The 21,312-nt window shown below is 37.1% G+C and carries 20 protein-coding genes and 1 other RNA gene; 7 read left to right on the plus strand and 14 right to left on the minus strand.

Annotated features, from left to right (window positions below; translation table 11 throughout):
- Positions 1–16: 16 nt before the first annotated feature.
- Positions 17–2,584: a DEAD/DEAH box helicase gene (locus tag ACIQXH_RS07125; protein ID WP_402872812.1), complete on the minus strand. Its 2,568-nt coding sequence runs from the start codon at positions 2,582–2,584 to the stop codon at positions 17–19.
- 415 nt (positions 2,585–2,999) lie between these two features.
- Here ACIQXH_RS07125 and ACIQXH_RS07130 point away from each other — a divergent pair, with 415 nt between their 5' ends.
- Positions 3,000–3,944, plus strand: a complete 945-nt coding sequence (locus ACIQXH_RS07130; protein ID WP_403080123.1) for a sensor domain-containing diguanylate cyclase — start codon at positions 3,000–3,002, stop codon at positions 3,942–3,944.
- 274 nt (positions 3,945–4,218) lie between these two features.
- Here the strand turns inward: ACIQXH_RS07130 and ACIQXH_RS07135 are convergent, their stop codons facing one another.
- Entirely contained in the window at positions 4,219–4,398 is a 180-nt protein-coding gene (locus ACIQXH_RS07135) for a hypothetical protein (protein ID WP_402872807.1), read from the minus strand.
- A gap of 14 nt (positions 4,399–4,412) precedes the next feature.
- Entirely contained in the window at positions 4,413–5,141 is a 729-nt protein-coding gene (locus tag ACIQXH_RS07140) for a type II toxin-antitoxin system SpoIISA family toxin (RefSeq protein WP_402873209.1), read from the minus strand.
- 243 nt (positions 5,142–5,384) lie between these two features.
- On the opposite strand from ACIQXH_RS07140, the gene ACIQXH_RS07145 reads away from it, so the two are divergent.
- Positions 5,385–6,470, plus strand: coding sequence for an MBL fold metallo-hydrolase (locus tag ACIQXH_RS07145; RefSeq protein WP_402872804.1), 1,086 nt, complete (start codon positions 5,385–5,387; stop codon positions 6,468–6,470).
- A 38-nt stretch (positions 6,471–6,508) separates the two neighbouring features.
- On the opposite strand, the gene ACIQXH_RS07150 is transcribed toward ACIQXH_RS07145, so the two are convergent.
- Complete coding sequence (locus ACIQXH_RS07150; protein ID WP_402872801.1) at positions 6,509–7,465, minus strand: DMT family transporter; 957 nt, start codon at positions 7,463–7,465, stop codon at positions 6,509–6,511.
- A 232-nt stretch (positions 7,466–7,697) separates the two neighbouring features.
- On the opposite strand from ACIQXH_RS07150, the gene ACIQXH_RS07155 reads away from it, so the two are divergent.
- Positions 7,698–8,024 (plus strand): YnfA family protein, encoded by a 327-nt coding sequence (locus tag ACIQXH_RS07155; protein WP_402872798.1) that lies wholly within the window; start codon positions 7,698–7,700, stop codon positions 8,022–8,024.
- A 25-nt stretch (positions 8,025–8,049) separates the two neighbouring features.
- Here the strand turns inward: ACIQXH_RS07155 and ACIQXH_RS07160 are convergent, their stop codons facing one another.
- From ACIQXH_RS07160 to ACIQXH_RS07175, 4 genes are all read right to left on the minus strand, one after another.
- A complete protein-coding gene (locus tag ACIQXH_RS07160; protein ID WP_403080125.1) occupies positions 8,050–8,667 on the minus strand; it encodes an NAD(P)-dependent oxidoreductase in 618 nt (205 codons plus the stop codon).
- Between the two features lie 66 nt (positions 8,668–8,733).
- A complete protein-coding gene (locus ACIQXH_RS07165; protein WP_403080127.1) occupies positions 8,734–9,114 on the minus strand; it encodes a hypothetical protein in 381 nt (126 codons plus the stop codon).
- Positions 9,115–9,319: 205 nt separating this feature from the next.
- Positions 9,320–9,507: non-coding RNA, 6S RNA (ssrS, locus tag ACIQXH_RS07170), on the minus strand.
- Positions 9,508–9,581: 74 nt separating this feature from the next.
- Positions 9,582–10,760 (minus strand): iron-containing alcohol dehydrogenase, encoded by a 1,179-nt coding sequence (locus ACIQXH_RS07175; RefSeq protein ID WP_403080129.1) that lies wholly within the window; start codon positions 10,758–10,760, stop codon positions 9,582–9,584.
- Positions 10,761–11,010: 250 nt separating this feature from the next.
- Here ACIQXH_RS07175 and tatA point away from each other — a divergent pair, with 250 nt between their 5' ends.
- On the plus strand, positions 11,011–11,217 hold the full coding sequence (gene tatA, locus ACIQXH_RS07180; RefSeq protein ID WP_402872789.1) for a twin-arginine translocase TatA/TatE family subunit: 207 nt from the start codon (positions 11,011–11,013) through the stop codon (positions 11,215–11,217).
- A 376-nt stretch (positions 11,218–11,593) separates the two neighbouring features.
- Here tatA and ACIQXH_RS07185 read toward each other — a convergent pair whose 3' ends face one another.
- Complete coding sequence (locus ACIQXH_RS07185; RefSeq protein ID WP_402959497.1) at positions 11,594–12,889, minus strand: protoglobin domain-containing protein; 1,296 nt, start codon at positions 12,887–12,889, stop codon at positions 11,594–11,596.
- A 173-nt stretch (positions 12,890–13,062) separates the two neighbouring features.
- On the minus strand, positions 13,063–14,457 hold the full coding sequence (gene bcaP, locus ACIQXH_RS07190; protein WP_402989426.1) for a branched-chain amino acid transporter BcaP: 1,395 nt from the start codon (positions 14,455–14,457) through the stop codon (positions 13,063–13,065).
- Positions 14,458–14,914: 457 nt separating this feature from the next.
- Here bcaP and ACIQXH_RS07195 point away from each other — a divergent pair, with 457 nt between their 5' ends.
- Together ACIQXH_RS07195 and ACIQXH_RS07200 are read left to right on the plus strand one after the other, a co-directional pair.
- A complete protein-coding gene (locus ACIQXH_RS07195; RefSeq protein ID WP_403080131.1) occupies positions 14,915–15,988 on the plus strand; it encodes a DUF3900 domain-containing protein in 1,074 nt (357 codons plus the stop codon).
- Between the two features lie 418 nt (positions 15,989–16,406).
- The gene (locus tag ACIQXH_RS07200; RefSeq protein ID WP_402872779.1) at positions 16,407–16,652 is read left to right on the plus strand and encodes a hypothetical protein; all 246 of its coding nucleotides are present in this window, start codon (positions 16,407–16,409) and stop codon (positions 16,650–16,652) included.
- Between the two features lie 489 nt (positions 16,653–17,141).
- On the opposite strand, the gene ACIQXH_RS07205 is transcribed toward ACIQXH_RS07200, so the two are convergent.
- Positions 17,142–17,390: a hypothetical protein gene (locus ACIQXH_RS07205; RefSeq protein ID WP_402872778.1), complete on the minus strand. Its 249-nt coding sequence runs from the start codon at positions 17,388–17,390 to the stop codon at positions 17,142–17,144.
- Positions 17,391–17,613: 223 nt separating this feature from the next.
- On the opposite strand from ACIQXH_RS07205, the gene ACIQXH_RS07210 reads away from it, so the two are divergent.
- The gene (locus ACIQXH_RS07210) at positions 17,614–18,024 is read left to right on the plus strand and encodes a hypothetical protein (RefSeq protein WP_402959076.1); all 411 of its coding nucleotides are present in this window, start codon (positions 17,614–17,616) and stop codon (positions 18,022–18,024) included.
- Positions 18,025–18,732: 708 nt separating this feature from the next.
- On the opposite strand, the gene ACIQXH_RS07215 is transcribed toward ACIQXH_RS07210, so the two are convergent.
- The 3 genes from ACIQXH_RS07215 to ACIQXH_RS07225 form a co-directional block, all read right to left on the minus strand.
- Positions 18,733–19,020, minus strand: a complete 288-nt coding sequence (locus tag ACIQXH_RS07215; RefSeq protein ID WP_402872776.1) for a hypothetical protein — start codon at positions 19,018–19,020, stop codon at positions 18,733–18,735.
- A 205-nt stretch (positions 19,021–19,225) separates the two neighbouring features.
- A complete protein-coding gene (locus ACIQXH_RS07220; RefSeq protein ID WP_403080134.1) occupies positions 19,226–19,774 on the minus strand; it encodes a hypothetical protein in 549 nt (182 codons plus the stop codon).
- Between the two features lie 543 nt (positions 19,775–20,317).
- A complete protein-coding gene (locus ACIQXH_RS07225; RefSeq protein WP_402959080.1) occupies positions 20,318–21,169 on the minus strand; it encodes a methyl-accepting chemotaxis protein in 852 nt (283 codons plus the stop codon).
- Positions 21,170–21,312 lie beyond the last annotated feature (143 nt).

Below are 21,312 nucleotides of genomic sequence, written 5' to 3' on the forward strand. Positions count from 1 at the left end.
TTTCTTTATTATTTCCTTAATATTTTCGATTTTTTCTATGGCCATTATGATAACAAGCGTCACATATTTGAAAACGCGAGGTATCTGGAAGCTGTTTTCCACAGCGCTTACACTTTTTCTGATAATTGATTATTTCATCTTTCAACTGATCATGAACGCCATTACTGATTTCTTCCCGCACCCGTTCCCAATAGACAGCCTCGGTTCTCTTACCCATCCTATATAGAAACAAAAGATGAAGACCTATTGCTTTATAAGATAGTTCCAACTCCTCTAAGTTCCTAGTCCTTATAAAGGGATCGGGAAGTTCGCTACTCTCAGCAATTGCTTCTATGGTTTCTAGCCATTGGCGAATAAGGCGAGGTTCTTTTGCCGAAAAAGGTAAATGCAGGAAACCATATAGGTCCATTAATGAAAAACGAGCTTCGATTTCAGTCTCACGGATCAGTTCATAAAGCTCCCGCTCTTCCGAAAGTGATGCTTTTTTTGTTCCATTTGGCGGAGTGAACTTTTCCCATAACTCAAAGAATGTCCCTAAATTCCTGTAGTACTTCTGAAACCGTTCAAATACCGCAGAGGTCGGGGCAATCGTAAAGGTTTGAACCGGCTCATCTACCTGTTCAAGTAATTTCCTCATGATTTTTATGTCGCCCGTAAATGCTACTTTACCCGTATCATAAATCCCTTTTCTTCCAGCACGCCCTGCTATCTGTTTTACTTCTTGAGAAGTCAGCCTTCTTCTTCTCGTCCCGTCAAATTTCTCATTTTCAAGAAAAACGATGCGGCGAATCGGTAAATTCAATCCCATCCCAATTGCGTCAGTTGAAACAACGACGGATGTCTCCCCCCGATTAAAAAGCTCAATTTGCCTTTTTCTGTTTTCTGGTGGCATACTCCCATAAATCATGCTGACCCTATGCCCACTAGCTTGCACACGTGAGGCCGTTTCGAGTACTTGCCTTCTTGAAAAGCAAATAAGGGCGTCCCCTTTCTTGGTATTTTTCAATTCGAATTCTTTCGGTTCTATTTCTAACGGTATTTCCCGACTATATTCATAAATCTCCAAATCCGTTTCATCAAGTAAATTCAGCAACATCTTTTGAATATTTCTACTTCCTATAATGTGTACTTCTTTTGCATTTGCTTTCGTAATCGCTCTATACCAAGAAAATCCACGGTCCTTGTCCGCTATCATTTGAGCTTCATCAATGACAATTACATCATAGTAGTCCTTCTCATGAAACATCTCAACCGTACAAGAGATATGCTGTGCCCCATTTACCAGCTTTTCTTCTTCTCCCGTTTTTAATGAGCAAAGCACACCGTCTGCATTCAGCTTATCAAACACTTCCAGAGCAAGAAGCCTAAGTGGTGCAAGATACAATCCGCTCTCGGCCTTTTTCATTTTCTCCAGGGCCTGGTGTGTCTTTCCTGTATTCGTGTCTCCAATGTGTAAAATGTATTTGACCTTTAGTCCTAATGATGGTGTATAGGCCTTTCCAAAAATGTCGTCAAGGATTCTTTTCTCTTCTTCCTTCTTTCGAGCAGCTTCTGCCAGCGCTTCTGCTTTTTTTCGTTCCCTGGTTGCCTCGTCCCTTTCAAAAATCTCTTGATGAACAGATTCATCAAAGGGAATCTGGGCAAGCTTCAGTAAGTCAGATAGGTATTCTTCTTGAAGTTCGTCGAAACAAGCCTGTGACAAATCTGTCAAATCCTCTTGAAGTAACTCTTTAAGGATCTCCGGGGTGACGATATCCCCTAAGGTTTCTGAATAATCGTTCAACACTTCTGTAGTCAAGTTCTCAAGAACCTTTTTAGGTATATATTCAAAGATAAAGTCTAATACCAACCGTTCATAACGATAGAAATAATTTTCATACTCGTAACGACTTTTACCCCAATCAAAAGTAGAATGAATATCCCCCGTCAGTTCATCGAAGAAATCAGTCACCATAAGGTAATCGGTAGATTCGAATGATCCCTCCTCAATCAACCGTTCTTCAAGTAGATACGGTTCTACAGACTGAAATTTCGGCTTATTAAGAAGATCAGTGGCAATTTTGCCTGATATATAATAACGGACATGTAAATAAACTAGCAGAGAGTTATTTTCTAAAAAAGTGTACGCTTCATTTTCAAGCTTTTCCTGTACCAGCCATCGCTTATGTGCTAGCTTTTGTTCCTCTTGCCTTTTAAAGAAGACTTCCCTTGCGTTCACATATCTCTGTTCCCAATCTTGATCGTTTTCGGAAAAGGTCTCCTCCAGCCAGGATATTGTATCAAAAGGGTGATACGTCCTTAACTCATTTCGAAACAAATGGTTGATATGCTTATGATCTGTCCCTTCTGTAACGAATCCCCTGCCTTTTAAAAATACTTTCTTTTCTTTTCTCGGAACGTCATTGGACGCTTTATTTAACCAAACATTCATCCAAATCTGTTCGATATAAGACATCCGATCTGAAAGGTATGTTTCAAAGGTCGGCATTACATCTTTATTTTCTACATAGCGGTCGATATCTTGGAGTAATTTTTGCTTTGTCTGTTCAATTGAAAGTGGGTGTATATTTTCTAATTTTCCCATGATAATCCCCTTTTGAATCTTCTTATTTATTATCCTTTCCAAAATTTTTTTTAAAATCAGCACGATAAGCCATTTTATCGGAACTGTGAGAAAGCACAAAGGAAGTGCTATGATGCAAATAGTGATAAAATATGACATGTATGATAGATTAATGGTATTACTTCCATTACATGTACAGTAAATGGTGACTCTGTCTACAATAAGCTATGTAACTTCTACATTTATAATGATGGTTTAAACTAATACTAACAAATTTCAAGCAAAACTGTATCCATTTTTCGTGATAGTAACCTCGAATTAGCAATGAGCTAACGCGACGAACATACCGTCATTTATATAAATAGATTCAACCCATGATAAATCACCCATATAGAACCCATCAAACAACCTGACTTATGGAAAGGGGATTCAGAAAATGATTCACCACGACATTAATTACTACAAGAATTTTGATTCCATCGCTAACGAAGTCTTAGAATTACTAGCGCATACGATTAAAGTCAATACATTCGTGCTCACGGTTTTCGATCAATCCCAAAGTTTTATCGTCAAGTCCTTCAATCGGAAAGCAAATCTAATCAAGACCGGCGATACCATACCCTTTAATGAAGTTCTTTGTAACCTGGTCGTCGAGAATAAAATGGAACCCGTAGTTATTAACGATATAAAAAATAGTACCCTGACATGTAATCACCCCATATTGGATAGGATTAAAAATGGATGCTACATGGGTGCTCCTATTAAAAATGAGGATAAAATCATCGGAACATTATGTGCATTCGATATTAAACCTTATGAATTTAAAGAGTATGATGTAGTGCTACTTAGCTCCTTGGCATCGCTGATCAGTCAAACGGTCAACATCGAGAATGGAATAATCAGGGATTCTTTGACTGGTCTCTATAACCGTAACTACATTTATAACTATTTTGAATATAATAAGGATGAAATTTATAACGAAATGTCCCTCCTTTATATCGATCTCGACAATTTTAAATATTTCAATGATACTTTTGGTCATGATTTTGGAGATAGTGTCATTAAAAGGACCGCGGAGTGTCTTTTGAAATCTTCACCTGACAATAGTTATGTCGCTCGAATTGGTGGGGATGAATTTGTTATTTTATTACGCACTGAGGATAGAATAAAAAGCACAAAACAGACAGCCGAACTCCTTTTAAAACAATTATCTTCCATGCCTATTCAAGTCGGTGGGAAAGAACATTTGATTTCTGCAAGTATGGGGATAAGCGTTTACCCGGTCCATGGGGACGACATGGTTACGTTACTGAAAAAAGCGGACCATTCTATGTATGTTGCTAAAGAAGGCAAAAAACATATTGAATATTATCCTACTTGATTCGTAATTCAAAAAAGTGTGGATGATTGTAATCATCCACACTTTTTTGAATTACCGTATAAAAAACCAACGTTTCGTTTTCAACTTACGTAAAACATTCAACAATTCAGCATTTTTTTTATGTATCCTGTTTTCGGATGGCGATGCTGAAGGGGCTGGGATGTCTACTCTCACAGGTTTTTTGTTCATATCTAAAGGACCCTTCCTATTTATCATTATAAAATAGTATATGCAGGTGCCCTTAAAATATCATCAATCCCAAGCCTCCTTCTTTCTAGAGGACATCCCTCAATTTGTTCAAACGTGTTGTCTTTTCTTTATGGTTCAGGATAACACGTTCATTTTGTTTCATCACCTTTTTTGTATGTGGACTTAAAGCCACATCGGGAATTTTGACCTGGGGTTTAATTACAGCGACGGAAACATTGCTTCCAGCTTTATCATAAATGCTCATTTAACCAACTCCCCTTAATTTTGTTTTATGACCATATCAAACATCATGATCAATAATGCTATTAATAAACAATCCACTTCTGACACGAAGCTTTCCGATCTTATCTCTAAAATATAAGGAAATGTCAAAACATTAACGGGCTGAAGCGCCATTTTCTCTTCATCATTGTAATACGTATCTTCTCTTTCCAATGTAGCACGGATCGTACTTCCAGACAAGGTCGGGTAAGCTTTTAACATCAAGTTCTTGTCTTGTTCCGTTTTAAAAGGAATAATTTTGACATTCATCCCTTCCTTGGCTGCATAAGCCTGAAGCATGATATGCAAGTAGGCCAGGTATTCCTCATTCGTCTGATAAAACTCCGGAATCCCTTCTTTTTTCAAAAGGTAAAACATATTTTTGACCTTTTCCCGATTATCCGATAATAACTTATCGCTTTCCGCAACCGCTTTAGTTGCATAGGAGAGCTCATTATCGCCAATTTTTGATATATACATGCTCAAAAATACGAACATATCTATCAGCACAAACAGAACGGCGACAATGAGGAAATTCTTCCACTCATCAAAAATGCTCGTCGGATAAAAACTCCAGTATATTAAAGCCCCCAATATGAAAATGACATACCATGTTTTTCGAATGGCTTCTATTTTCATGCTGATTTTATCTTTATACCTCCAGGATAAAACCACATAAACTAATAATGCAATAAATACGGCCCATACAAAGACTCTGAAAAACATCAACACTGTTTTTATCCTCCTACCCTTTTTTCAGCTTCTATAATTCTTATATAAATTATATTCAGGATGTCTCCCTCTTTTTCCTGCAAGCAAAGAGAAAGTATAAGTGAGGATTGCTGTTTACATTTGCACTTGAACAGCGACCCTCACGCGTTTCATTCAGAACCACTTCAGTGAGTGATTACCAATTTTTATGTTATGATTAGTTCAGAATAAATCCCTAAATATTCAGGAGGAACATATATGCTGAAAACGTTAAGAATTTTCATGTCCATCCTATTAACCGGGATACTTTTTATAAGTCTTTATCCTCCACTAGGAAGACGTGCATCAAAGAAAAGAATCAAAAACTTCAGTACGAAAGAAAATTTTAAGAATGGGCAATTCATCAATCAAATTCCTGCGAGTCAGATGATGAGCCTTAAACATACTGGCTCCATACTTCGGGAGTATATGAAAGGAAATCCAAACAGACGACCTGCCGTTCCCATTTTGATTGATTCGACGGTCCGATCATACAAAGACGCCAATAAAATCACCTGGTATGGACATTCAGCCTTCATGCTTGAGTTGGACGGTAAAACTTTATTGGTGGATCCAATGTTTGGTAAAGCCCCTACTCCTTTTCCGGTGTTTGGAAACAAGAGATTTAGCGGTGACTTGCCAATCGATTTGGAAAACCTTCCACCGATTGATGCTGTCATTCTCTCGCATGACCACTATGATCATTTAGATTACTATTCCATAAAGAAATTAAAAGATAAGGTCGGTCAATTCATTGTTCCCCTAGGGGTAGGAGACCATTTGGTGAAGTGGGGTGTATCGAAGGAAAAGATACAGGAACACAACTGGTGGGATGAAGTATTCTACGACGGACTCCATTTAGTTTGTACGCCAGCAAGACACTTTTCCGGGAGAAGTTTAAATGATAGAAATTCTACACTTTGGTGTTCATGGGTGATATACGGAAAAGAAGATAAGGTCTTTTTCAGCGGTGATAGCGGGTACGGCACACATTTTAGAGAAATCGGCGAAAAATACGGTCCCTTCGATCTTACATTAATGGAATGCGGACAGTATGATGAACGATGGTCTACCATTCATATGATGCCTGAAGAAACGGTCCAAGCAACTATCGACGTAAAAGGAAAACTAATGATTCCCATTCATTGGGCAGGCTTCACTTTATCTCTTCATGATTGGACAGAACCCATTGAAAGGGTGACAAAAGCTGCCAAGGAAAAAACCGTACAAGTAGCCACCCCAAAAATCGGCGAGCCTGTTCACATTGGCGGAATGGAATTCCCTGACACAATATGGTGGAAATAAAATCAGCTTATCCCTTTATTGAGGATAAGCTGATTTTTTCATTTTACACTATGCTCTTTCTCATCAAAATGAAGTTTCATTTTAATAGGGTGATCTTTCCTCTCCCCAAAATAGTTGGTACCGAACACGCCCAGGATAATTAAACCTGAACCCACTATATCGAAAATCGTAATTTTTTCATTAAGAAAGAGTGCTCCTGCAATAATGGTCACCACTGTCGATAGATTTGCAAAGACACTCATTTGAGAAGCCTTGATTTTTGATAATATCGTGTTCGAAAGCATCGACGTGACCAACGAAGCCAAGATTCCTAAATATAAGATAGAACCGACAAATTCCATACTTGACCATGGTGAAATGAATTCCGGCATCGTTCCCTTGCTCATATGAGATATGATTGCAGCCAGGTTAAAAAGGATGAAACCTGTTCCCATCATGAAAAAGGACATTTCACCAGGCGTATATTCCTTTGCCAAGGACCGTGTCATCGTCGTATATCCTGCTGTCGCTAAACAAGATAGAAGGATTAATCCCATACCGAGCAAATCAGAGGCATTCATCGTACTTCCTTTCATAAGGAAAATGAAAATGACCCCTACTACCGATAAAACAATAGAGATGTTTTGATAAAGAGAGGTTCTTTCCTTTAGAAAGTATCCCGCAATGATGACTGTAATGATTGGGGTGATAGCCGATAAGATTCCGGCATCCGTGGATTGGGAATATTTAAGTCCGAAAGTTTGAAAGACAAAGAAAAGGGTGGGAAACATTAATGATAATGGAAGCAGTTTTTTGATTGACTCAATTGTATAGCTCACCTTAATTACTTTTAGTGCGACCAGAACTAATATAACGGCGAAAGAAATGCTGAAACGGAACGCCAACGTATCAAGTGGGTTCGATTCGGCGATTGCCATCTTTGTAAACAAAAAGGATAAGCCAACAATGCTGGCATGCAATATGGCTAGCATATAAGCATATGATTTGGTTTTCATGGTTGCATCTCCTTAACTAGGATACTATGATTCCGTTTTAGTTCTAGTACCCTTTGTACTTGAAATGCAATCCAATAATAATTCATTTGAATATTCATTGGGTAGAATTCAGTGAATGACCCATGGATCGAAGAAAAGGAGATGGAGTTGATGCTCCTAAAACATAGGTAGCAAAGTCTGCCAACGTTATACAAGTTATGATAGAATTCAATGAGGAAAGTGAGGGATACATATGATTGTGACCATCCTTATATTTCTTATGGCTGGTCTGGCCGAGATTGGTGGCGGATATCTTATCTGGATGTGGCTACGAGAAGGAAAATCCATTTATTTTGGATTGGCCGGAGGAATTGCACTTATTTTATATGGCATAATTGCCACATTTCAAACATTCCCTACTTTTGGACGTGTATATGCAGCATATGGTGGCGTTTTTATCGTATTATCGGTTTTATGGGGATGGGGAATAGATAAGAAAACACCTGATTTATATGATTGGATTGGCGCTATCATTTGTGTAATCGGGGCATCCATCATCCTATGGGCACCAAGAAACTAAAAAAACTAAAGGGCTATTAACCCCTTTAGTTTCCTAAAGCAACAGATTGATTTAAATATTTATCATCCGTGAGTGCTCGTGTTATGAAATCGGCAACATCTGCACGGGAAATGCTACGGCTTCCTTTTGGTACACCTTGATGCTCTTCCCGATACGAACCAGTAGGCGGATTATCAGATAACCCCATCGGTCTTGCCACGGTCCATGTCAAATTGTTTGCTTTAATAACATCCACTGCATTACGATGATCTTCCAATACATTCCCCAACATCTTCATTGTCAACTTCCCAATTAATCCTGGGATTTCTTTTTCAATACCCGCTGACGCCATATAAATGATTCTTGAAACATTGTTGACTTTCATTCCATTGACAATATTCTGCGTCATTTCATGTAGAACGGTCGTCTTTCCCAACCCACTGCTTGAGCCTAGGCATGATATGACCACATCTTTGCCCGATATGGCCTTTTGTACCGCCTCTTCTTCTAGAGCATCCCCTTGAATGATATGCAAGTTCGGATGATTCAATTGCAGCTTAGTTGGGTTCCTTACAAAGGCTGTTACTTCGTGCTGTAAATTTAGTGCTTGCTCCACAACCAATTTTCCTGTTTTACCTGAAGCCCCAAATACGATTATGTTCATGTTTTATCCTCCAAATGAAATGATAGAGTTAATCATAACACTGACCGGATATTTTATCATTACGTTTTACTCTAAAGTGATACTAATCATACAATACTCTGTTAACTTACTTTCTTTACTGAACTTAGTGCTGCATTGCTGAATTTTTCTTGTATGAACCATATCGCTATCGCTGCGATAATACAAGGAATGGCAAAGGCCAAGAAGTTGACCTGAAGGGACAATTTCATATGGGTAATACTGTGATACATAGGCATTCGTAATGATTTGTGTACCTGTTGTCGTTCCCCCTGCTATGGCTAGGAGCAAATAAAGCATGAACATGCTTGGTTTAAAGCTCAACATCGTGAGTGTCTGGAACCCCAGGATTAAAAAGGAGACGAGTACGACTTTTGAACCAAAACGATCCGCAAGTTTACCTCCAACTATCGCTTTATATAAAAGCACTTTTGAATTATGTAGGAAAAAAGAGTTACTTAAAGCATTTATGAGATTTTACATAGAAATTAACTCTTTGAATACTGCCCTATAATAACGCCTCTAAAATCTTTTATTATATAACATTGCCTCTGTTTATTAACCTTCGCCCAATTAAATGGTACAAATACAAAAGACCAGCCCCCATAAGGGACTGGCCTCAAATTGTAAAAGTTATAAAGCCGCCATTGCCGTATTTCAGTAAGAAAGTTTTAAACCACCACTCCTCAAAGTGGGTGTTTGCAAAAATTTTCCTGTTTTCCAAGTCAGTGACGAGGCATAACATTCCAACCTTGATATAAAACTCCCTATTACAGCTTAAAGGTTAAAACTTAATTATCATTACGAACAACGCAGCTTATGTATTTATAATACCTAATGTTATCTTAAGTTGCAAGGTCAAAAATTTCCATCCACTACATTTCATGCAATAAATTTTATAAAGGTTCAGTAATACGGCCATTAAAGGCGGATTGATAGATGGTTAGAATATCTTCTTTTCCAAGTGGCAAGGGGCTTCTCGCTAAAAGCCTTTTTTGCTTTTCTCCATCTTCCACCAGCTTGTCTATTGCATTTTTAGGAATATCGAAATCACCTAATGTAGTTGGGATCCCTATATCTTGCACCAATCTTTTAATTTCTTCAACACATCTAAGGGATGCCTCTTCTTCGGATAAATAAACTGAGCTTCCACCCATGGCATTTAATAAGTCAGCCATCTTTTTCGTACAACTTTTTCTAATATAGCCCATAACATACGGAAGCAGGACGGCATTGGAGTCACCATGTGATAGGTGAAATTGGCCACCTAGTGGATAGGCAAGTGCATGTACTCCCGCTACGCCAGCATTAAAAAAGGCAAGGCCGGCCATATAACTTCCCTGGCTCATGTCTGTCCTTGCTTGTTGATTTTGCCCATCATGAACGGCAGTACGAAGAGATTTGCTAATGAGCCTGACAGCGTGTAATGATAAGGCTTCAGTCGTAGGGCTGCTATTGACGGAAACATAAGCTTCTACTGCATGAGTTAGGGCATCGATACCTGTTGCAGCTGTTATATGTGGTGGCACGGATACGGTCAGTTCTGGATCCACTATGGCAGCGTCCGCCAATAAAAAGTCATGGGTCACAACATCCTTGGTGTTTCCAAGAGAAAGCACGGCAATATTGGTTACTTCAGAACCCGTTCCCGCTGTGGTTGGGATTAATATTTTGGGAATCCCTTTTGCAGTAATCTTCCGTGTTCCCGTTAGGTTCAGGTAATCTGCCACAGATCCTTCATGAACAGCAAGAACCGCAGCCAGTTTCGCTAAATCCAGAGCACTGCCACCACCTAGACCAATGATAAGATCGAATGGATGCTCCTTTATATAGCTAACCAGTTTTTCTCCTGATTCTAAAGGGGGTTCAGGAATCACTTCTGTATATAATTGAACTTGATACCCTGCTTCTTCCAATGGGAGAGTAATCTTATTCGTCACCCCTATTTTTATAAGCACCGGGTCCGTGATGATCAGAATACTGGAGATGTCATACCTCTTCACTTGAGGAATAAGTTGTTTCAATGACCCCCAGCCCACATAACTGAGCGGGGTAAAAATAAGTGTACTGGACACATAAACACCTCCAATCCAATATTTTTATCCATCATGTAATTTAATGGTAACACAAAATATGGTAGGAAGGTAAAGTTATGATGAGGGAATCGAACAATCAAACAATTTAGCTTGCAAGCAGAGAATAATATGGAGGCAATATGTTTAGATTATAAGCAAACAAGGCTTACAATTAATAGTAATTAACCTTTGCAATTGACGGTGTGAAGTCTATAATATTAGATATCAATATTTTTAGGGGTGACTATCTATGTTTTCAAATATTGGAATACCTGGTTTAATTATAATCCTTCTTTTAGCTTTAATGGTCTTTGGCCCAAGTAAACTTCCTCAAATTGGACGTGCTGTCGGCACTTCGCTTCGTGAGTTCAAGGATGCCACAAAAGGGATCACCGATGATATACAAGCCGATTTCAAAGAAGACGTACAAGCTGCTAAAAAAGAGTCCATTAAATAGAAAAATGCATAGAAAAAGACGCCTGCACGCAGCAGGCGTCTTGATGCGTTTGTGGCGCAAAACCGTCAGGCCACATCCCGACGTTTAGCTAAAAGCATGTTCTACGGCTTACACAAATTAGCTCATCGCTTTATTAATATAACATTAATCTGAAATTATTACAAGTTAATGTTTGAGACTTTTCTATTCTTAATTTAGTCCCCTTACTAGGTAGCACCTATACTCACTCATTCCCAAAAAAAGAAGGAATTAAGAATACTTTTCTAAAAAAGCGTTTTAGAGGGGTATACATTTCATGATTCACTCCCTCCCTTTTACACGCTATTGGTCAAAAAGGAATGAATCTAGCAGATTCCGTATCTTTTCTATCATGATCTTATAAATTCATTGTCATTGTTGTTAATTCCTCAGAGGATACCGCCACTTGATCGAACGCTTTACTGATTCCATCGAATATTTCGTTAAGCTCGTTCATTTCTTTGGCGACTTTAATGTTTTGCTCTTTGACAGACAGCATGGCCTCCGCAATATCAGTAAAAAATAATCCAGTTTCCTTTCCTTGTTGCGTACCTTGAATAATTTCATCACTCACGACAGCAATGGATGTATTCATCACATTTGTAAAGTCCCCTATTCCGTTTACCAATTTTGCCACTTCAGTAACGGACTTTTTCGTGTTTTCCGATAGCTTTCTAACCTCACCAGCCACCACCGCAAAGCCTTTACCATGTTCACCTGCTCTAGCTGCCTCAATTGCTGCATTCAAAGCTAAAAGATTCGTCTGTTCTGCGATTGAAGTAATGATTGATACAATTCTTTCAATTTCCTTGGATGTATTGGATAGCTGCTCCATATCCTTTGAGATAATAATTATTTGCTCTTGGGTTTTAACCATCCTTTTTTCGAGCCCCTTTAAAAGTTCAACCCCTTCTTTGGATTGCTCTTCTGTCCTGATGGCGGTATCGGATCCCTTTTGGGTAACAACTTGGATATCCATTACTTTATCCGCCATTAATTGAGTGGCGGAACTAGTCTGTTGACTGATGGCAGACAATTCTTCTGCATTCCGATTGACTTGTTGTTTAATCATTTCCTTATCACCCTGGATTTGTTGGCGAATTCTCTCATTTTCAAGATCATATGCTTCTAGAACGATTTGTTGTTCTAAATTCATGATTTTTGTGACAGCCAAAATCGTGTCCTGGTATAGTTCTATGTCCTTGATATGAGTCATCACTTGGAGAATGATTGACTGAAGCAAATCCTGAAATGCACTCAGATACCATTTTGGCTGCAAGCCAATCCTTACATGGACATGTGCAATGATATAACGCTGTTTAATATATTCATCATCGATACAACCACTAAACATTTCAAACATATGATGGTGTAACGTCGTCTTCAACCGATCAACAGAACTGTGCTTATTAATCACCTGCATTAAAGAGGGTTCCTTTTCTAAGTTTCTGTAGAAATTGTCTACAATTTTAATAATATGTTCCTTCACATCGTCCTGTAATGAACGAATAACACAGAGATCCTTTGTAGTTAAATGAATCATGTCTATTTGGGTTAACACACCTGAATGGTTTTTAATTTGTATACCAACTTGATCCTTATACTTCATATAATCAATATCATTGGTAAGGTTATTTTTCCATATGATTTTCATTAAGACTTGCCTCCGGATATCTGCTTTCGATTTATGATAGTAAGTCATATTCTATGTTAATATTAAGCTATTTTGATGAAAATTTCCTCATTTTTGAACATATTTTCACATTACTTTAGGACTATTTTTGGTATTGCCCTAAAAAAAACACTCCGTAAGAGTGTTTTTACGATTTATTGATTCAGATTGGAGTGTTTTCGTGAATATACAAAGTACACGATAATACCGAGGACCATCCAAATCAAGAAACGAATCCATGTATGGCTCCCTAATTGGAACATCAGAAACACACAGAAAACGATTGCTAATCCTGGTACGAGAGGCACCCATGGGCAATAAAAAGCACGTTTCAAATCTGGTTTGATTTTTCGTAATACGATGACTGCAGCGGATATCATAGTAAACGCCGTTAGTGTTCCTATATTGACCAACTCAGCTAAATCACTCAATGGAATAAATGCACCAAGCAACGCGGCAATGATTCCGAACATCCAAGTAACGGCATAGGGTGTTTTATATTTCTTGTGCAGTTTAGATAATGGCTTCGGCATTAAACCGTCACGAGACATCGCAAACATGATACGGGATTGTCCAAATAACATAACCAGGATGACCGTCGTCATTCCAATAAAGGCTCCAACATCAATGAATCCTGCAATCCAATTTTGTCCTACAACTTGTAAAACCAAAGAAATTGGATGATCCAACGCAGTTCCGAATTGTGCATACGGTACCACACCAGTCATGATTAAACTAACAACCATATATAAAGCAACACAGATGATCAATGAACCAATGATTCCTCGGGGTAAGTTTTTTCCGGGATTTTTCGTTTCTTCAGCTGCGGAAGCTACTGCATCGAATCCGATAAACGCAAAGAACATCAATGCGGCAGTTGAAAACACACCACTTATTCCAAATGGCATAAATGGTTGCCAATTCTCTGGCTTCACATAGAAAATAGATGAAATGATGAACAATGCTACAACAATCAATTTAATGATGACCATGATGTTATTCACTCGTTTGGTTTCTTTGGTACCTCGGGAAATTAATAACGTGATTGCTATGACGATTAAAAATGCCGGAAGGTTCATATACGTTGTGGTGCCTTCAATAGAACCAGGTGCTGCAGTAATCCCTTCTGGTAAGTTAATCCCGATTCCATGTAAGAACGATTGGAAATAACCAGACCAACCGGCGGATACCGCGCTAACTGCCAAGAGATATTCAAGAATTAGGTCCCACCCGATAATCCAAGCAGCGAATTCACCAAGTGTTGCGTAAGCATAAGTGTAAGTCGAACCCGAAACTGGAACGGAGGATGCAAATTCAGCATATGAAAGAGCGGCAAATAAACAAGCTAGACCTGCAATGACAAATGAAAGGGATAGTGCAGGCCCGGCGTGGACCGCTCCAGTACCCGTCAATACAAAAATGCCTGTCCCAATAATGGCGCCTATACCTAGCATCGTTAAATCCCAAGCACCTAGCTCCCTCTTCAAACCATTGTTATTGGAACCTGTGTTCAATAAGTCCTCGATGGACTTCTTTCTAAAAATGTTCATCTTTTCTCCTCCATAAAAAATAAAAAACATTCAATAAGTAAATAATAGAATGGCTAAAAATATTGTTTAGTTAAGATAAATTTCGACAAAACTCAACAAATCCTGAATTATCAGACTTTCAAATTATACGCATTACCCTTTTACCCGTCAATGGTTTTATTATTGTAATAGTATAATTTTTAAAGAATACTATCCTTATTTTCATTAAAGCTTACAAGATTTATATACACTATTAATATACTCACAAAATATTAGACATTTGATATTTCTTAATTATAAGGCAACTTTCACTAGTAATATGTATATAAATTTACTTCATTACAGGGCTCACCTTCGGAGCATAATGTCCTAATACCATGTTCAAGGTGACTAGATTAATATTGACGGATGAGACTGGCATCTCTATACTTATTAAGTCTTAAAAGAGGAAATATATATAATGGAGTAGGTGACTTTCATGGATTTTGCGATTACCTATCTGTCTTTTTATTTAATACAAGTCGAAGGAAAAGGCGATCAGGCGGACAAACGTTTTAAACACTTTCAAACACTTGATACCCAGGAATATGAAGATAGTCCTTTAAAGGATTTTCTAGATGGTGAATTGATGAAAATCTCCAAACGAAAAGTGGACCGTCATCCTAAAACTGAACAAATTCCGACGAAAATCGGTTCATTTATAGTAGAAGAAGGTCATGCGCTCGACTCAAACCCAAATTACAATGCATTCAATCGAGTCCGATATGCACGATCAAAAGAAGAGTTTCAAAAGGAAAATGAACTTTTTGCCCAATCTTATATAGATACAAGTGCTGTACGTGGCGGGGTTTTCCTTATTGCTTCGGCTAAGTTGACGCAATATCTTGATGAACCTTTCATCTTTCTATTGAAATGTGATTTCGAGCCAAAAGTCGCTTCCATTTCCGACGAACGAACATTAATTCGACATGTGGAAATGGCCATTACCACAAAAAATATGAAATCGATTCAGTACCCCTTCATGCCCGAAGAAGGAATTGTCGAAGAAGGTGAACTGAAAATCCATCAGGCTTCACATGCCCGCTACTTCGAGGATTTCCTTAAGTTCGTAGAATACGGGGAATCCATGCCAGAAATCATGAAAAACCAGGTCATCCATATGGTCCATGAACATGTATCAGCACAATTCGAAGAAAACAGCGACGAACTGCAGAAATTCGAGCAAGACCTCGAAATCTGGGAATCAAGTGAAAAACGAGAAATCCAGGAACGCTTAGAAACCCACCAGGTCGTCGAAGCAACCGCCCAAATCGTCGAACATACACCTGAGGCCGAACTGCGAATGAAGCTAGGCAGTACCTCCGTTAAAGGCCTTCTAGCCGATTTCGGGGAAAGCATTCATTTAGGCAAAATTAATGGGAAGTATGTATTAATGATAGAAGCCGACACGATTCAGTTCGATAAAGGTGTTTCCCCGATTGAATTTCATAGACCGGATGATTTGATGGAGATTGTGGAGCGGATTAGTAAGAAGAGTGTTGGAGAGTATTGAGGGGATTTTATATAGAGTTTGAAATTTTGGTTTCCTAACGCCAACAGTATGAATATAACTATAATTTCTCGCATTTTTGCGACCGCAATTGTTATCACAAAAAGTAAAAATTAAGGATTTATGGCTTATATTTTAAAGGATTTCATTTTATAAAATATCATTCTAGCCACTCCGCTAAAAAAGCAGAGTGGTTTTTATCTATAGAATTTCTATTTTAAACGAATCTTTTGGATCCTCCACGGTTTGATTTCAACCTGACTATTGGCCTTCTTTGGAAACTATACTATCAGAGATTGATAACTGTCCATTCAAGGCTAACTCCCCCCTTTGATTGTAGAAGAGACCAATAATAATTTGCATTGCCATCCAATGCTTACCAACATATAATAGAAGTAATAAAGTTTAAGGGGGAATATAAATGAGTGAAAGTAGAGATCCAATTGATACTACGCTGGCTTCTCATTTAAACATGCGACTCACTCGTTTAGCCAAAGAAAGGGATATCCAGATGGAGAAATTGCTGGATAAGTCTGTGGAATTACTACTTGAATATATGGAAGATCATGAAAACCTTAACGATCATATTAAATTAAATAATGTGGAAGCCATCAATAAAAATAGGGAAATTATCCTTCAAAGCAGGCAATTATTAAAGGATAAATAATACAAATAAAAGCACAATACCCGTAGGTAAGGTGCTTTTTTCTTCACTACAAAATTTTAGCTCCTTCGCAAAAAATCTTACAAAATAGTCTTTTTTAATCCAAGTAAAAAGGCAGTCCAAGAACTGCCCTAAAAAATATTCATTCACCTAATGATGAAATGATATTAGTAGTAATAACAACTTTTTTTATTCTTTTTACAAGAACAAGGTCTTTTTGGAACCCAGACTGAATAAGGGTCATTCTCCTCATAGCATTTCTTCACAAAGCAGCAATTTGAACTCATAACTATCTCCTCCTTACTAAATTATATGCATGTACTTGTCGGAGTGTGTGGACAAGTTGCTTATATAATTAGTGGGAAATGGTGACAAGAGTACGTGTTGATGTCTGTTTCTTAGGCGTACAAGACAATCCCTAAATAAAGAATGGCTTTATACCACTCTCGTAGGTGAAATCCTTGAATATGAGAAGGTCACAATATTTTCTGCTCAGTTAAATTCACCTTTATTATACCGATTAATCAAATTATCCCTAACAAATTCTCTACTGGAAGGCGTTAGCTGTGACCTTTCTGGATGGATCAAATCTCCAAATGGTCTCTCCCGAACAAACTTGATTTCCCCTTCAAACTCCACTTGTGCATCCGCATCATATCCTACCACTTTCACGAAACAAGTGTTATGTCCCGTTTTTATAAAATCGATTACATTTAAAATATGTTGGTTTTCACGATTCATATTTCTTCCCCCAAAGCTTGCTTGTTATTTATAAAATATACATATCAAAACGGTTCGTCCTGCCCATATTTAAGATATTACACCTTCCCTCTATTTAAGCAATGATAAAATAAATTGAATTTGGTAATCCTATTAAAATCTGTTTGATGTACCCTTTTTATATCCTTATTCCTTCTCTATGAAATTACAACCTGCTATAATTTAGAAATTGGAGGTGCACTATTTGAAGGAAATTATTCTGGTTTTAACCGAGATCATCAATAACATTCATGATTTCATCCTGATATTTGTAAGTGATACACTAAACTTAAATGCTACGGATAAAGATCTACACTTTTGGATAATGGGCATTATTGGGATTATCATATTCATCTTTGTACTAGTTTTATCTAACATCATTTCAAGACTAAGATTTGGCATTACCATACTCTCTTTCATTTATACATTCACCGTCATGGTAGTATTGGTTTTTGCAATTGAAATACAACAGGCGTTAACTAGTAGAGGGAATATGGAATTTCAAGATGCTGCCATAGGTCTCTGGGGTTTCATCGTCTTTTTCTTAATTTTCGTTGTTCTATCATTTTTATACTTATTCATTAAAAGAATTTTGAAACAGACTAAAAAAAGATAACAAGATACAAGCCTGAATATATCTCCACCACAATGAGAAAACGTGCACGCTTGAAAGCGCGTTTTTTCATTTTTTCCTTTCTTCTACTATAACTTCCTATCAAATTACATCCGTTTCATCGTCTTATCTATGTAACATCTTGTCGCCCCCCTATTTTATTAATGTATATATAATCACTAGCCACCAGAAGAATGATATTAGTAGATACTTAGCGATATTATTCAAAAGTTTGAAAATGAATTTCATTTATTACTCCCCAAACCTTATTAATTATCTATCTACTATTATGTATGTAAAATGCAAGTAAATAGTTTGTACAAATATGTTAATTGGACTTGCCAATGTAATCATTCTGGATGAATGTTGGGTACGTTCGAATCGATAAATATGTATGAAATGTAAGTTTTAATTCAGTTTCCTCCATGGAACATTTAATTATCTACTAAATTTTAACTTAGATGTGTAGACCCCTATGCTATAAAACATCTTATTACCTCTTGTATTTTTATTATGTATTCTATCGAGGACTATTTTGGAAGATATTATACGATTTTATTAACTAATTATTCTTGGTTCATAGGGACACGCTGGTGTAGAACCTATCATAAATAATAGTTTGAAAAACCCCGGCTAACTAGTGAAAATTACTGTTAGCATAAGAAAAAGCCACCGCTATGGTGACTTAATTTATCCTAGGAATATCATTACTTAACTTGCAATAAACCCTCTATCTTTTAAAATCGTTTCAGAAAGATCATCCACAGCTACGTATCCTTTTTCTAATAACTCATTCAAATAAATTTTATTATAAATAAACATGAATATAAGACCAGTAAAACCGAAGGTAAAAGATGCAGCTAAAAATATGATAATCCCCCATTTCCAATCTCCTCTAAAAAGAGGAGGTAAAAAACTAAAGAAAAATACTGTCCAGCTAAAACCCACTTTCACTGTTTTAACCATATTCGTTTCTGGATGCTTTAAATTAACTTTCACTTATCTCACCTTTTCTATTATATTATTACTCCCGTACACATGGCTTTTCTACCAGTTTACTAATACATCATTCTCATTACAGTTACCTATTATACCATTTGAAAACGGTTTTGGAAGAAATAACATAAATCTTTTGGACTATTATTTATAACTTGAAACGTATTTGGATATCTTCGGTTGATTCGTTGTAAAGTTAGATAAGCGTTCAATTAAATGCTTCATTTATTAATAGATTTGTTTTGCTTATATTACCTAAAACCATATCATTGCTATAAATCCTTATCCCGACATCTGAGAGTAAGTAAATCGTTGCGTTTGGATCTAAATCAGTATTGTTTTTAAGTTTATACTTATCCTCCATATTGTACGAAATAATCTTATGAAGATGCATCTGTTGACAATCACATACTAACCCGTAACATCCATTGGTAATACAAAAAAGTATATAAGGCATCAATAACTTTAAATCCCTATTACTTTGTACTTGGAAAACTTTCAAGCTTATATTTTCTATATCATTTAAATGAACCAGCTTGGATAGTTTTAAGTGTTCAAAATCTTCATAAAAACCCATGCCATCATTCATTACAATAAAGAAAGGGAAGTTCACAGTATTCAATAGAAAAGTATAGGTTAAACCATTATTTGAATCATCTCTAAAAAAGTATATAAGATCTATTGGAGGATTATAGATCCTATCCAATACTTCATCCTTTTCTATGGATTCACTCACTTCGTAATCAAATGTACGCATTTTTCTCCCTCCTTTATCTTACCATCCAGAAAGCGGTTAGGAACTTTTCGTTAGGGGGCGACTGCTATAGAATTAGGATATTGGGTGTGGCTTTCCCTATTGCCCCTCTAAATAATTGTATTTTATGTTCCTCATGAATAGCCTTAATTTCCACCTTTACATCATCATTTGGAATGAAACAAATCATACACTTCACTAAATCATAATACGTACTATAGGGACTCCCAGCTTTTCGAGTCAGTCAACGGATTTATACCTTAACTCTTAGACTATTGGTGCTTGTCCTATTTGGTGATTTTTCCTTATTTTGAATTAAAGCAGTCAATTTTTTCATGTATCGTTTCCATATGTAAACACTCAATTTCATTATGAAGCGCTTCAATAGAGCCTTCCACTAATATTTGGTTTTTTCTATCTTTCTTCAGGTATATCGTTCAACAACCTGTGGTTTTTTCTGCAGAAAATAGACAAAAAACTGCAGCGCCAATTGTTAAATGGATGTCTATCAATTGGATACAGTTCAATGCAGTGATTTTTATTTTATCATTTTCCCTTTAACATATCCTGTGCCATTTCTGCCAAATAACTTGCATGAGAACTGATGTCCATCATGGTTGCTGAAATTTCTTCTGTTACCGCCGATTGATTTTCTGTTTCTTCATTTATGGACGTAATGGAGGTACTTAGGGTTTTAATCAGATCTTCAATATTGTTGACCGATTTCTTTATTACCTCTGTATGACTTCTGGAATTACCCGCCAATTTTCTGATTTCATTTGCAACTACAGAAAACCCTCGCCCAAACTCTCCAGCCCTGGCTGCTTCGATTGAGGCATTCAAACCTAGAATATTGCTAAGATCAGAGACTTCCCTTACCATCTTAGACACTTTCTCGATTTCACTAACACTTTGCAAAACAGAACTCGATTGATTGGAAATATGCTGCATGCTCTCGGATAAAACAATAGTGCTGGCAGCAAGCTCTTCAATTGTCCCGGTTACTTGTTCAACTGCTTTTGATAATTTAGAAGCAATTCCAAACAATGCATGATATTGCTCCATACTTGCACCAAGTCCAACCCCGCCAATCACCTGTCTCTTTTCATCAAAAAGAGGGATTGCACTTGCAATAATCGGGACACCGAAAACTCCTTCTGGTACAAAAACTCTTACAGTTCTTCCAGTTCTAATGGCTTCCGTAATAGCATCATTTTTTTGAAGTGGATAGCCCGGCTCAATACCAAGGGAAAAAGTCTTGCCCGGTACACTTAACAAAAACTTTTCCGTATCGCATACTCCAATTGTGATGTCTTCAGGCATTAACTCGTTAAGGAGTGGAGCAATTGATGCAAAAGCTTCCAACTTCGGTTGTATAGAATAAAGACCCATTTTCATCGTTGCACACCTTTCAATTATAAGTTAAATATGAGTCTTTTTTGAATAATATAAAATTAATATAAATTTGTTACTCAGTATAAAAGAACCCCTGTTTTTTATCGACCAAAACCAATATGTATTTATGATAGCAGTAAAAGTTT

This window comes from Peribacillus sp. NPDC097225 (genome assembly GCF_044761955.1).
GTDB lineage: Bacteria > Bacillota > Bacilli > Bacillales > DSM-1321 > Peribacillus.

Excerpts from the sequence above, each read along its gene's own strand:
- ACIQXH_RS07125 (WP_402872812.1), bottom strand. The coding sequence starts at position 2,584 with ATGGGAAAATTAGAAAATATACACCCACTTTCAATTGAACAGACAAAG.
- ACIQXH_RS07130 (WP_403080123.1), top strand. The coding sequence starts at position 3,000 with ATGATTCACCACGACATTAATTACTACAAGAATTTTGATTCCATCGCT.
- ACIQXH_RS07135 (WP_402872807.1), bottom strand. The coding sequence starts at position 4,398 with ATGAGCATTTATGATAAAGCTGGAAGCAATGTTTCCGTCGCTGTAATT.
- ACIQXH_RS07140 (WP_402873209.1), bottom strand. The coding sequence starts at position 5,141 with ATGTTTTTCAGAGTCTTTGTATGGGCCGTATTTATTGCATTATTAGTT.
- ACIQXH_RS07145 (WP_402872804.1), top strand. The coding sequence starts at position 5,385 with ATGCTGAAAACGTTAAGAATTTTCATGTCCATCCTATTAACCGGGATA.
- ACIQXH_RS07150 (WP_402872801.1), bottom strand. The coding sequence starts at position 7,465 with ATGAAAACCAAATCATATGCTTATATGCTAGCCATATTGCATGCCAGC.
- ACIQXH_RS07155 (WP_402872798.1), top strand. The coding sequence starts at position 7,698 with ATGATTGTGACCATCCTTATATTTCTTATGGCTGGTCTGGCCGAGATT.
- ACIQXH_RS07160 (WP_403080125.1), bottom strand. The coding sequence starts at position 8,667 with ATGAACATAATCGTATTTGGGGCTTCAGGTAAAACAGGAAAATTGGTT.
- tatA (WP_402872789.1), top strand. The coding sequence starts at position 11,011 with ATGTTTTCAAATATTGGAATACCTGGTTTAATTATAATCCTTCTTTTA.
- ACIQXH_RS07185 (WP_402959497.1), bottom strand. The coding sequence starts at position 12,889 with ATGAAAATCATATGGAAAAATAACCTTACCAATGATATTGATTATATG.
- bcaP (WP_402989426.1), bottom strand. The coding sequence starts at position 14,457 with ATGAACATTTTTAGAAAGAAGTCCATCGAGGACTTATTGAACACAGGT.
- ACIQXH_RS07195 (WP_403080131.1), top strand. The coding sequence starts at position 14,915 with ATGGATTTTGCGATTACCTATCTGTCTTTTTATTTAATACAAGTCGAA.
- ACIQXH_RS07200 (WP_402872779.1), top strand. The coding sequence starts at position 16,407 with ATGAGTGAAAGTAGAGATCCAATTGATACTACGCTGGCTTCTCATTTA.
- ACIQXH_RS07205 (WP_402872778.1), bottom strand. The coding sequence starts at position 17,390 with ATGAATCGTGAAAACCAACATATTTTAAATGTAATCGATTTTATAAAA.
- ACIQXH_RS07220 (WP_403080134.1), bottom strand. The coding sequence starts at position 19,774 with ATGCGTACATTTGATTACGAAGTGAGTGAATCCATAGAAAAGGATGAA.
- ACIQXH_RS07225 (WP_402959080.1), bottom strand. The coding sequence starts at position 21,169 with ATGAAAATGGGTCTTTATTCTATACAACCGAAGTTGGAAGCTTTTGCA.